The sequence below is a fragment of the Paenibacillus sp. FSL R5-0713 genome (genome assembly GCF_037973325.1).
GTDB lineage: Bacteria > Bacillota > Bacilli > Paenibacillales > Paenibacillaceae > Paenibacillus.
This window is the reverse complement of the sequence record NZ_CP150229.1, coordinates 786,132-798,642: the sequence shown is the minus strand read 5'-3', so window position 1 is coordinate 798,642 and position 12,511 is coordinate 786,132. Positions and strand designations below refer to the sequence as shown.

The following is a 12,511-nucleotide window of genomic DNA, read 5'->3' as shown; positions in this document are numbered from 1 at the left end:
AATCGATTTCAATGATAATTTTTGTATAAGTCTTACGTTTTGACCTTGTAAAATTACAAAACAGGAATTCAAGATGAAGTCAATGACTTGCAGAAACTTCTTCATTCAAATCGGGTTACCCCTCATGCTGTCAATTGTTCCTCGCTTAACTCCACCTAGATTCGCCATTTGGACAATTTACAATATCGCCTACCCAATAGATATCCACCTCCCCTCGTACTCATTCCTGTTTCCGAAAAGTATACCATGTTTCCCTCTCAACCATCCAGTTGCACGTTATGGTTTGGAACAAGGTTACAGTATAATGTTCACAAATTAGTCTCTATGTATGTTACGTACTTTATATAATATGAATAATATGGCCTTATAATGTGATATTGTTCACAAGTTTAGTATAGTCCGATTTCTAAAAATACTACCCTGTACCTCTGGGCATTAAACATCCTGAACATCCAGGTTTAATCCTGTTTCGTCTCTTTCCCCTATCTTTCACCTATGAACAAGTCCGATCGTTTACACAAGATACATCTATATACGAAGCAAAGAGCCCGCAGGATGCAAATACCTTTCCGGTACACATCTTTACGGACTCTTTGTTCATTCTATACCAGTGCTTTAGCAGCAATATCCGTCCGCTGATGTTTGCCATCGAATTGGATATGCTCCGCCTGTGCATAGGCTTTGTTTCTAGCTTCGGCAATATCAGCACCAAGGCCCACAACGCCCAGAATCCGTCCACCGTTGGTGACCCAGTCTCCTGCTTCATTACGCGATGTACCTGCGTGGAATACCACCGCATCTTCCACATGATCCAGTCCTTCAATGACTACACCTTTGGCATAAGGACCCGGATATCCGCCTGAAGCAAGTACCACACATACAGCAGCTTCATCGCTCCATTCAATCTCAATGTCAGCCAGCTTGCCATGGACAGTTGCCCAGAAGATCTCAAACAAATCACTCTTCAGACGCGGCAATACAACCTGTGTTTCCGGATCACCGAAACGTGCGTTGAACTCAATCGTTTTGGGTCTACCATCGGGCGAGATCATCAATCCGGCAAACAATACACCCTGGAATGGACGTCCCTCGGACACCATTGCTTTAGCCGTTGGTTTGATGATCGTTTCCACAGCCTCCTCAATAATGGAAGCCGGGATATGTGGCAATGGTGAATATGTCCCCATACCGCCTGTGTTTGGCCCCTGATCATTATCGAACACGGGTTTGTGATCCTGTGCTGCGGCCATCGGACGAACCGTTTCCCCATCAACAAAGGCCAGAATGGACATTTCTTGACCTGCCAGGAATTCCTCGATGATCACTTTCGCTCCCGCTTCACCAAACACTTTATCCACCATGATGCTGCGAAGTGCCTGATCAGCCTCAGCACGGGAATAAGCTACCGTCACACCTTTGCCCGCTGCCAGTCCATCTGCCTTGATGACAACCGGAATGGTTTGTTCATTCAGGTATGCTTGAGCCTGTTCGTAGTTATCGAATTTCTCATAGGCTGCCGTTGGAATGTTGTATTTGTGCAGCAGATCCTTCATGAACGTTTTACTTCCCTCGATCTCTGCTGCATTGCGACGAGGTCCGAATACCGGAATACCAGTGGAGTCAAATGCATCCACGATCCCATCCGCCAGCGGATCATCCGGACCAATAACCACTAATCCTACTTGAAGCTCTACAGCAAGAGCCGTTAGTTGATCGAATTCATTCACCGCAATCGCATGACACTCAGCGAGCTGAGCAATACCTGCATTTCCCGGTGCACAGTGAATCTTGCCTACCTTTGGACTCTTCGCCAGCGCCCAGATGATTGCGTGCTCCCGGCCACCGCCGCCTACTACCAGAATATCCATTCGCTCTGTTCCCCCTCCGTGCATAACAGTATTTGTTACGCTACTGCGTATTGAACAACCTAAAAAATAGGGGGTGTACCATAAGTCATAAGTATGACTGGCGACACCCCTTATTTGAACCTTTTACGCTCTAGTGTTTGAAGTGACGAACGCCTGTGAAGACCATGGCAATTCCGTATTCATTGGCTACTTTGATGGATTCTTCATCTTTGATCGAACCGCCAGGTTGAATTACCGCTGTAATGCCGGCTTTTGCTGCCAGTTCCAGCGTATCCCCCATTGGGAAGAATGCATCTGATGCCAGAATAGCGCCTTTTGCTTGCTCGCCAGCTTGCTCAATCGCAATTTTGGCTGCACCCACACGATTCATTTGTCCAGCGCCCACACCTACTGTCATGTCATTCGAAGCTAGTACAATCGCGTTGGATTTCACGTGTTTAACTACTTTCCAGCCAAACAACAGCTGTTTCAGTTCTTCTTCCGATGGTGCACGATCCGTTACCACGTTCAGTTCGCTCGCTTCGATGGAATGTACATCGGACTGTTGTACGATCATACCACCGTCGATGGAAGTTACCACGAATTGGCTCTCCCGTTTACGAGCAGCGTTCAGTTCACCCGTTTTGAGCAAACGAATGTTTTTCTTCTTCGTCAGGATATCGAGTGCCTCTTGCGTAAAGTCAGGAGCAAGCACGATTTCCAGGAAAATCTCGCTCAATTTGCCCGCTGTATCGCTATCTATAATGCGGTTGGCTGCCACAATTCCACCAAAGATGGACGTTGGATCTGCAGCATATGCCTTGCTGTAAGCTTCATAGATACTTGCGCCAATGCCTACGCCGCATGGGTTCATATGTTTAACCGCGACAACCGCAGGCTCTTCAAATTCTTTTACAATCTGCAATGCTGCGTTTGCATCGTTGATGTTATTGTAAGACAACTCTTTGCCATGCAATTGCTCGGCTGTTGTCAACGTATCTTGAGCAGCCAGCGGTTTGCGGTAGAATGCCGCCTGCTGGTGTGGATTTTCGCCGTAACGCAAATCCTGGAGTTTTTCGTAAGTAACCGTCAGACGCTCTGGCAGTGGATCACCATTCAGGTTGGAGAGATAGTCAGAAATAACTGCATCGTAAGCCGCTGTATGGCGGAACACTTTTGCCGCAAGCCGTTTGCGTGTTTCGAGAGTGGTATCTCCATTGCTGCGAACTTCTTCAAGCACCTGCCCATAATCTGCTGTGTCAACAACGACACTAACAAAAGCATGGTTTTTGGCAGCAGAACGAAGCATGGTAGGACCACCGATATCAATGTTCTCGATCGCGTCTTCGTATGTTACGTCCGGCTTGGCGATAGTATCTTGGAAGGGATACAGGTTCACGACAACGAGGTCGATATAATCCAGTCCGTTCTCTTCCATCTGGCGCTTATGCTCTTCGCTGTCACGAACAGCCAGCAACCCACCATGTACTGCCGGATGCAATGTTTTGACACGTCCGTCCATAATTTCCGGGAATCCGGTCACATCCGAAATTCCGATGACAGGTACGCCTTCCTTCGACAATAGGCTGCTTGTACCTCCTGTCGAAATAATCTCCACACCCATTTGTGACAGCTCGCGGCAAAAGTCCACGATGCCTGTTTTATCCCATACGCTGACCAGCGCTCTTTTGATACTCACAATATGCTCCTCCTTTAATGTCCCATGGCTTCGCGTTTCCTGACGAAACACAGCCGATTTATTTCCCGAGAAATATCACAAAATGCGTACCAATTTTCGACTTCTGTTATATAGTCTATAAATGGATTTTCACACTTAAACACTACGAGTTCAGAACAATCTTTCGATCGCTGTTATTCCTAGATTTTTTTGAACAATTTCTCAATGGTAAAAATCCATTAATAAAGGCGAGCGCTCCGCTTCTCCAGCTTATTTCTGTCCTCTACGTTATTGTGTGAACCAGTTTAGAACTATATCAAACCGGTTTGTTAACAGTGACGTGACGCCCATCCAATTGAACCAGCCCTTGAGCGAACCAAGATACCACTTCAGGATATAGCTGCTGTTCGGCTGCATGAATGGCTTTGCTGATCGTTTCAGGCGTATCCTCTGGCAGAATGGGAACCGGATGCTGGGCAATAATCGGGCCAGTATCCATACCTCCGTCTACGAAATGCACAGTCACACCAGTCACTTTCACACCATACTCAAGTGCTTGTCCAATCGCATCCTTGCCTGCAAACGCCGGCAGTAAGGACGGATGAATGTTAATCAACCGCCCTGCGTAACGATCCACCACAACCGAAGTCAACAATCTCATATATCCGGCAAGAACGACCAAGTCGATCTCTTTGGATTCTAGCACTTCCACGATCTCAGCCTCATAGGCTTCACGGGAAGCATAATTTTTCGGAGTAAACAGATGACAATCCACGCCTGCATCCTGTGCCCGCTGCACAACACGTGCAGACGGTTTATCACACACGAGCAGATCTACGGATGCATTCAGCCCACCGTTCCGTACTGCATCGACCAATGACTGAAAGTTAGTCCCTTCACCCGAGGCAAATACAGCTATGCGGTAGTTCGCCATTAAACATCCGCTCCCGTGAAGGTTACTCGCGCGTCTCCTTCAGTAACACGTCCAATGATGTACGCTTCTTCACCAGATGCTTTCAGTTGTTGCAGTGCTTCCGTTGCATCTGCTTCATTAACGACCAGTACAAGCCCAACACCCATGTTAAAGGTGGTGAACATGTCACGGTTCGAGACAGATCCTTTTTCCTGTAACAGGTTGAAAATCGGCAGGATCGGCCAAGAGCCGTAGTTAATATCCACATTCACGTTGCTCGGCAACATACGTGGGATATTCTCGATGAAGCCACCACCTGTAATGTGTGCCATGCCTTTTACTTTTACCTTTTCCAGCAGGGACAACAGGGGTTTAACATAGATCTTCGTAGGTTCCAGCAGGGAATCCCCCAGCTTACCGCCCAGTTCCGCTACTTCATCATGCAGATCAAGTCCCGCATCTTCCAACAAAAGTCTGCGTACCAGCGAGAATCCGTTACTGTGTACACCGCTAGAGGCCAATCCAATCACAGTGTCGCCAGGGGCGATGGTTGTGCCGTTGATGATCTTCGCTTTGTCCACGATGCCTACCGTGAATCCGGCAATATCGTATTCGCCTTCACTGTACATGCCCGGCATCTCTGCCGTCTCGCCACCAATCAGCGCACAACCCGATTGATGACAGCCTTCAGCGATACCCGCAACAATAGCTTCGATCTTCTCAGGGATAACTTTGTCACAAGCCAGATAGTCAAGGAAGAAGAGTGGTTCTGCACCCTGTACCACAATGTCGTTCACACACATGGCTACCGCGTCGATTCCGATCGTGTCATGACGATCCATCGCAAATGCAATCTTCAGCTTGGTGCCTACGCCATCCGTACCGGATACAAGCACTGGCTCATCGTATTTATCTTTGTTCAAACCGAACAGGGCACCGAATCCACCCAGATCTGTCATCACTTCCGGACGGAAGGTACGCTTCACGTGTTTTTTCATCCGTTCAACCGCTTCATTACCTGCCGCGATATCGACGCCGGCCTTTTTATATGCTTCGGACACAACCATCACACCCTTCATATCTTCTAAAAATTGAACCAGCGTATTAACACGTACCCCTTCGATGGCTGGACAACCTTTCGATTGCCGTTATCTCCAGATTTTATCGTGTCAATGTTAAGTCCAACCTACCTATCCTTGCTCCATCTCTAACAGATGGTTTTGTACCAATTCAAATCCGGCTACGCCGAGCGTATTAAACTGACTATACTCTTCTATCGGGAGGTTACGAATGTACTCATCACCGCAGTATAAATGTCCGGCACACTGAAACACTTTCAGCTTTTCCTTTTCGGGCGTCAAAGGTGTGTTACCCACGATCCTCCACGATCCGTTTCGGATATTGGCCGGAGAAGTAAATATGATGTTGCTTCTACGCTTTCCAAAGGAATAGAAGAGAAATTCGCCATCTTCCAAACTTACGGTTTCGTCACGCTGAATGCTCATCACGCCGAACGAAAATGCCTTTTTGAAACGGCCTTTAAGTGCGCATACCACCTGGCATACCGCAAATCGGCCGTCCTTCATAGGAATCAGGAATATATCGCCTTCGTTATAACTCTTTCTCATCTGCATGGATTAACAGCTGCAGCCGAATTTTTCTTCGCCGCCAAAGTCGAGGCGGGTTGGGTAATCATTATCAAAACATGCAAGGCAAAGCCCGCCCTTGGGATCATCCTGATTATCTCCCTGAATGGATGCAATCAGTCCATCCGGACTGAGGAACGACAGAGAATCCGCATTAATTTCACGGCAGATCTCTTCCACCGACAGCTGTGAAGCGATCAATTCGCGGCTGTCCGGTGTATCGATGCCATAGAAACAAGGGTTTTTGAAAGGTGGCGATGTAATGCGTACATGAACTTCCGTTGCTCCTGCATCACGCAGCATGTTCACGATCCGCCGGGAGGTCGTTCCCCGTACAATCGAGTCGTCAATCATGACCACACGTTTGCCTTCGACAACACGACGCACAGCGCTCAGCTTCATCTTCACGCCCTGCTCCCGCAATTCCTGGCTTGGTTGGATAAACGTACGTCCGGTGTATTTGTTCTTGATCATACCCATCTCATACGGAATACCCGTTTGCTCCGCATAACCAATGGCCGCTGAGATACTGGAATCTGGTACCCCCGTAACCAAGTCCGCATCTACAAACGACTCAATCGCCATCCGGCTTCCCATCCGTTTACGGGCAGCATGTTGGTTCGCACCGTTCATATCACTATCTGGACGAGCAAAATATATATATTCCATCGCGCATAAAGCCTTCCGGTGCTTGTGATGATCGAAGCGATCTTCGTGCAGACCATCTGCATCCAGCACAAGCAGTTCACCGGGTTCAATATCACGAATTAACTCTGCACCGATTGTTTCCAGTGCACAAGTCTCGGATGCAAACAGATACGCATCTCCCAGCTTACCCATCGTCAGCGGACGTAGTCCGTGTGGATCGGAAGCCACGAGCAACTTGTCGTTGGTCATGATCAGAAACGCATAACCGCCGACAATGCGCTGGAATGCCTCTTTGGCCGCTTCCACAAGCCCTTTGGAGGAACGTGCAATCAGATGCGCAATAACCTCGGTATCACTTGTTGTTTGGAAAATGGAACCGCTCTGCTCCAGCTCACGCCGGATCGTTGGTGCATTTACAATGTTACCGTTGGTCGCTACTGCCAGATCGCCATCACGGTATTTAAATACCAGTGGCTGTGCGTTCGTCAGTTTACTGTCACCGCTTGTTGAATACCGGACATGTCCAATGGAAATATCCCCGGTTAACGTCTGCATCAGATCTTTGGTGAATACTTCTTTCACCAGACCCATGCCACGATGATAGTTAAACTGGCTGCCATCACTCACACACATGCCCGCACTTTCTTCTCCCCGATGTTGTAGCGCATGCAGTCCATAATAGGAGAGTGAAGCCGCGTCAGGGTGTCTGAACACCCCGAACACGCCGCATTCTTCCTTCAATTTGTCGAGTCCTTCCTTGCCGGACCCTTCATTATAATAATCGCCTGTCCACAACGGTCCTGTCATCAGTTCATGAGACATGGAATCGCATCCTCCCAGACCTGAGCCAAACCTCCTACAGGTTCGCTCACGGCTGATGTTCCGTTCAGTTCAATCGTCAGGTTACTTCCTTCTACACGTCCAATCACAGCTACAGGTACACCACGCTCACGTACAAATGCTTCAAGTTTACCCGCTTGCTCTGGCGTAGCCGACAACAAGATACGGGATTGGCTCTCACTGAACAGGGCGTGATCTGCACGCAGTGCAGTCTCCACATTCACCTGTGCGCCTACGTTACCGCTGATACAAGATTCTGCGAGTGCTACAGCCAGGCCACCTTCAGACAAGTCATGTGCCGAGCGAACGAGACCGGATTGAATAGCTTCAAGCACCGTGCTGAGCAACGCTTTTTCCGTTTGCAAGTTCAGTTCTGGCGGACGGCCTTCCGTCTGACCATGAACGGCGTATTGCAGCTCGCTGCCGCCGAGTTCAGCTTTGGTTTCACCGAGGAGAATGATGACATCTCCTTCGGATTTGAAAGCTTGTGTCGTGATATGATCCGTATCATGAACGAGACCTACCATACCGACCACTGGCGTTGGATAGATGGAGCCTTTGGCGTTTTCATTGTACAGACTTACGTTACCACCGATGACCGGCGTATCCAGCACACGGCAAGCTTCTGCCATACCATCTACCGCTTTCTCCATTTGCCAGAAAATATCCGGCTTCTCCGGGTTACCGAAGTTCAGGTTGTCCGTAATTGCCAGGGGCTCTGCACCAGAACATACAATGTTACGCGCAGCTTCACTCACGGCAATCCGTCCGCCAACTTCAGGATCAAGGTATACATAACGTCCATTACAGTCCGTTGTCATCGCAAGACCTTTGCGTGTTCCACGAATGGTAACTACGGCTGCATCCGAACCTGGACGAACGGCAGTGCTTGTACGCACCATGTAATCATATTGATCATAAACCCATTTCTTACTTGCAACCGTTGGCGAAGCCAGTACTTGTTTCAGCGCTCCGCCGAGATCCGACACTTCGTCGTAACGAAGCGTGTCGATGGAAGCACTTTGCTCATAGTACGCAGGCACAGAAGATGGTTTGTCATACACTGGGCACTCGTCAACTAGTGCTGTTACTGGCATATCGCCAACCACTTCGCCGTGGTGAATCAGTTTCAGACGACCATCGTCTGTAACTTTACCAACTTTGGCACAGATGACACCCCAACGTTCAAAGATTTCCATCGCCTGCGCCTCATCCTTGGGCTCAACGACGAACAACATGCGTTCCTGGGACTCGGACAACATCATCTCGTAAGGTGTCATACCTTCTTCACGTTGTGGCACCTGATCCAGATACAATTCCAGACCGTTACCCGCTTTACTTGCCATCTCTGCACTTGAGCATGTCAGACCCGCAGCGCCCATATCCTGAATTCCGAGCACAATTCCCGTGTCGATCAATTCCAGACAGGATTCCATGACCAGTTTCTCCATGAACGGATCACCAACCTGAACCGCTGTCCGTTGGGACTCGGATTCTTCTGTCAGCTCAACGGATGCAAACGTTGCACCGTGGATACCGTCACGACCTGTTGGTGGGCCCACGTAATACACCGGGTTACCTACACCTTTGGCTACACCGCGCTGAATCTTGTCATGATCAATCAGACCCACACACATGGCGTTAACCAGCGGATTGCCTTCGTAGCTCTCGTCAAACATCACTTCACCTGCAACGGTAGGAATACCGATACAGTTACCATATCCCGCAATACCTGCTACAATATGCTCAAACAAATATTTAACACGATCGCTCTCCAACTTACCGAAACGAAGAGAGTTCAGAAGTGCTACCGGTCTTGCGCCCATGGAGAAAATATCACGGATAATGCCGCCCACACCTGTTGCCGCGCCTTGATAAGGCTCTACTGCGGAAGGGTGGTTATGGCTTTCAATTTTGAATACAACGGCCTGGTTGTCACCGATATCCACGATTCCGGCACCTTCACCTGGTCCCATCAGGACACGAGGGCCACTTGTCGGGAAACGACGCAAGAGCGGCTTGGAGTTTTTGTATGCGCAGTGCTCAGACCACATGACACTGAATACACCGATTTCCGTGTAATTTGGCTTGCGGCCCATGAACTCACAGATCAGCTCATACTCGCTGTCAGACACGCCCATCTGTGCGTAAAGTTTATGTTCTGCGACCTGTTCTGCTGTCGGTTCCTTAGCGGATAGCTGCTGCGTCATGCCGATCCCTCCATGCTTTCAAAATAGATGTAAACATACGTTTGCCGTCTTCCGAACCAAACAGTGAATCCACTGCACGCTCTGGGTGCGGCATCATGCCGACTACGTTTCCACCCTCGTTGCAGATTCCCGCGATATCACCCAGGGAACCATTCGGGTTGGTACCATACGTAAATACGATCTGGTTGTTCGCTTGCAGACTCGCGAGCGTCTCCTCGTCGCAATAATAGTTACCTTCACCGTGAGCAATTGGGATGACAATCTCTTCGCCCGGTGCATAGTCACGTGTAAATGGTGTATCTGCGTTTGCCACTTTCAATACCGTATCGTGACAACGGAATTTCAGGGAAGTATTACGAATCAATGCACCTGGAAGCAATCCCGCTTCCGTCAGGATCTGGAATCCGTTGCAAATGCCCAAAATATATTTACCTTGTTCAGCAGCTTTCGCTACCTCGTTCATTACCGGTGCAAAGCGAGAAATCGCTCCGCAACGCAGGTAGTCCCCGTAAGAAAAACCACCCGGAACCAAAATACAATCATAAGCCGAAAGATCTGTAGCCGTGTGCCATACATAATCAACCTCTTGTCCAATCGCATCTTCCACTGCCTTGTAACAGTCGATGTCGCAGTTGGAGCCAGGGAACACAAGAACTGCAAATTTCATGAGATTAACCCTCCAATTCGTAGCGGTAATCTTCAACAACGGTGTTGGCCAGCAGCTTTTCACACATGACTTTCAATCGTTTCTCCGCTTCCGCACGATCTGTTGTATCCAGGTTGAGTTCCATGACTTTACCGATCCGTACACTTTCCACTTCGTTGAATCCCATGGAATGCAGGGCTCCTTGAACAGCTACGCCTTGCGGGTCGAGTACGCTTTGCTTAATAGTGACATATACGGTTGCTTTGATCATGATCCTTATGTTCCTCCTCAGTAATGAACGGGATAAATGCTTTATGCTGTTAAAAAAGTAAATTTTGGATCTTGCTCCGGGACGGATTATTCTTTCCGGTCGCTGGTTGTCCCCAGGTTTTTTGGATTGTTTTAGCCCGCTCTGCGGTCAAAACCCAGGGACAAAGGCGAACGCTTCGCTCCTTTAAGAACAATTCCGCCCCTACGCTAGTCCATGCGATGTTTTTTAAAGGCTTAAACCTTTTACGTTGCACGGTGGGTAATGGTCTAGTGCTTGCTCCCAGGCGAGTTGTTCTTTCCGGTCGCTTGTTGTCCCCAGGTTTTTTTTGATTGTTTTGGCCCGCTGTGCGGTCAAAACCCGGGGACAAAGGCGAACGCTATCGCTCCTTTAAGAACAATTCCGCCCCTACGCTAGTCCATGCGACGTTTTTTAAAGGCCTAAACCTTTTACGTCTCACGGTGTGTAATGGTCTAGTGCTTGCTCCGGGGCGGATTGTTCTTTTCGGTCGCTTGTTGTCCCCAGGTTTTTTGGATTGTTTTGGCCCGCTCTGCGGTCAAAACCCGGGGACAAAGGCGAACGCTATCGCTCCTTTAAGAACAATTCCGCCCCTACGCTAGTCCATGCGATGTTTTTTAAAGGCCTAAACCTTTTACGTTGCACGGTGTGTAATGGTCGAGACTGACCATTACGTGAAAACAATTAAATTTATTGTGCCGTTAGACGGTTATAAATATCGACGTATCTGGCGGTTGTTGCTTCAACTACCGATTGTGGGAGCGGATCAGGTTTGCTGTTCTTATCCCAATCCGTTCCGGCGAGATAGGTGCGTACTGGTTCTTTATCCATGCTATCGATCTCGATGTCGAGTTCATAATTCTCTTTGGCCCAGAAGCGTGAAGCATCTGGGGTGAAGATTTCGTCAATCAGGATGACCTTGCCATCCACAATGCCGAACTCGAATTTGCAGTCTGCCAGAATGATGCCACGCTGATCACAGTAATCACGAGCGAATTCGTACAGGCGCAGGCTTTTTTCCTGAAGCTCCATTGCAAGTCCGTCGCCCACCAGTTCTTTCATGCGATCCATCGAAATGTCCTCGTCATGCCCTACATCATTTTTGGCTGCCGGGGTGAAAATGGGAACTTCGAGTTTGGCGTTCTTGCGCAGCCCTTCAGGCAGTTTAATGCCATTTACTTCACCGCTCGTCTCGTATTGTCTCCATCCACCACCAGTGATGTATCCACGCACGACACATTCAATATCAATGCGTTCTGCTTTGCGGGTTACCATGATGCGGTCTTTGAGCAATTCTGGGTCTGTGACGAGATCACCCAATTTGTTCACATCGGTATGAATCACGTGATTCTCCATCATGCTGCCTGTCAGTTCAAACCAGAAACTGCTGAGCTTGTTCAGTACGTTTCCTTTCTCGGGAACTGCCGGGTCCAGCACATAATCAAATGCCGAGATTCGGTCGGTAACCACGATCAGAAAATGTTCACCCAGATCGTACAATTCACGTACTTTTCCTTTATATAACAGAGGTGCTTTAACGAGATCTGCCGCAGTGGACAGTGCCATGGGTTCACCTTCTTTCAGGAGATGTAAAGTATACGTCCAATTCCCCTCATCACGCGGGGCCACTCCGAATACAGAACAACCTTCCGATCGCTGTTATCCCCGGATTTTTCTGATCCCCTTTCTCAAGGGGAAAATCCTGTGATAAAGGCGAGCGCTTTGCTTCTTCAGGTTTTTTCTGCCTTCTCCGTTCCAGCGTGAACACATAATTAACCTATACTTTTAGGGAGTAGA

At 48.7% G+C, this 12,511-nt stretch carries 10 protein-coding genes; all 10 read right to left on the bottom strand.

All coding sequences use genetic code 11. From position 1 onward, the window contains the following. Positions 1–602: 602 nt before the first annotated feature. The gene (purD, locus tag MKZ12_RS03695; protein WP_339258780.1) at positions 603–1,868 is read right to left on the bottom strand and encodes a phosphoribosylamine--glycine ligase; all 1,266 of its coding nucleotides are present in this window, start codon (positions 1,866–1,868) and stop codon (positions 603–605) included. Between the two features lie 130 nt (positions 1,869–1,998). Further along, complete coding sequence (gene purH / locus MKZ12_RS03690) at positions 1,999–3,546, bottom strand: bifunctional phosphoribosylaminoimidazolecarboxamide formyltransferase/IMP cyclohydrolase (RefSeq protein ID WP_339239487.1); 1,548 nt, start codon at positions 3,544–3,546, stop codon at positions 1,999–2,001. Between the two features lie 295 nt (positions 3,547–3,841). Beyond that, positions 3,842–4,459, bottom strand: coding sequence for a phosphoribosylglycinamide formyltransferase (gene purN / locus MKZ12_RS03685; RefSeq protein ID WP_339258778.1), 618 nt, complete (start codon positions 4,457–4,459; stop codon positions 3,842–3,844). Next, positions 4,459–5,499 (bottom strand): phosphoribosylformylglycinamidine cyclo-ligase, encoded by a 1,041-nt coding sequence (gene purM / locus MKZ12_RS03680; RefSeq protein WP_105602187.1) that lies wholly within the window; start codon positions 5,497–5,499, stop codon positions 4,459–4,461. Before purM ends, purN begins: the two co-directional genes overlap by 1 nt. A 129-nt stretch (positions 5,500–5,628) precedes the next feature. Further along, positions 5,629–6,072: an immunity 26/phosphotriesterase HocA family protein gene (locus MKZ12_RS03675; RefSeq protein ID WP_339258775.1), complete on the bottom strand. Its 444-nt coding sequence runs from the start codon at positions 6,070–6,072 to the stop codon at positions 5,629–5,631. Positions 6,073–6,075: 3 nt separating this feature from the next. Next, a complete protein-coding gene (purF, locus tag MKZ12_RS03670; protein WP_339239482.1) occupies positions 6,076–7,554 on the bottom strand; it encodes an amidophosphoribosyltransferase in 1,479 nt (492 codons plus the stop codon). Then, the gene (gene purL, locus MKZ12_RS03665) at positions 7,539–9,782 is read right to left on the bottom strand and encodes a phosphoribosylformylglycinamidine synthase subunit PurL (RefSeq protein ID WP_339258773.1); all 2,244 of its coding nucleotides are present in this window, start codon (positions 9,780–9,782) and stop codon (positions 7,539–7,541) included. The genes purF and purL overlap by 16 nt, the downstream gene beginning before the upstream one ends. Continuing rightward, positions 9,760–10,449, bottom strand: coding sequence for a phosphoribosylformylglycinamidine synthase subunit PurQ (purQ, locus tag MKZ12_RS03660; protein WP_339258771.1), 690 nt, complete (start codon positions 10,447–10,449; stop codon positions 9,760–9,762). The genes purL and purQ overlap by 23 nt, the downstream gene beginning before the upstream one ends. 4 nt (positions 10,450–10,453) lie before the next feature. Continuing rightward, positions 10,454–10,699, bottom strand: coding sequence for a phosphoribosylformylglycinamidine synthase subunit PurS (gene purS, locus MKZ12_RS03655; protein WP_017690695.1), 246 nt, complete (start codon positions 10,697–10,699; stop codon positions 10,454–10,456). Between the two features lie 705 nt (positions 10,700–11,404). Further along, positions 11,405–12,280 (bottom strand): phosphoribosylaminoimidazolesuccinocarboxamide synthase, encoded by an 876-nt coding sequence (locus tag MKZ12_RS03650; protein ID WP_339258769.1) that lies wholly within the window; start codon positions 12,278–12,280, stop codon positions 11,405–11,407. Between the last annotated feature and the right edge of the window lie 231 nt (positions 12,281–12,511).

Excerpts from the sequence above, each read along its gene's own strand:
- purS (WP_017690695.1), bottom strand. The coding sequence starts at position 10,699 with ATGATCAAAGCAACCGTATATGTCACTATTAAGCAAAGCGTACTCGAC.
- purL (WP_339258773.1), bottom strand. The coding sequence starts at position 9,782 with ATGACGCAGCAGCTATCCGCTAAGGAACCGACAGCAGAACAGGTCGCA.
- MKZ12_RS03675 (WP_339258775.1), bottom strand. The coding sequence starts at position 6,072 with ATGCAGATGAGAAAGAGTTATAACGAAGGCGATATATTCCTGATTCCT.
- purF (WP_339239482.1), bottom strand. The coding sequence starts at position 7,554 with ATGTCTCATGAACTGATGACAGGACCGTTGTGGACAGGCGATTATTAT.
- purD (WP_339258780.1), bottom strand. The coding sequence starts at position 1,868 with ATGGATATTCTGGTAGTAGGCGGCGGTGGCCGGGAGCACGCAATCATC.
- MKZ12_RS03650 (WP_339258769.1), bottom strand. The coding sequence starts at position 12,280 with ATGGCACTGTCCACTGCGGCAGATCTCGTTAAAGCACCTCTGTTATAT.
- purN (WP_339258778.1), bottom strand. The coding sequence starts at position 4,459 with ATGGCGAACTACCGCATAGCTGTATTTGCCTCGGGTGAAGGGACTAAC.
- purQ (WP_339258771.1), bottom strand. The coding sequence starts at position 10,449 with ATGAAATTTGCAGTTCTTGTGTTCCCTGGCTCCAACTGCGACATCGAC.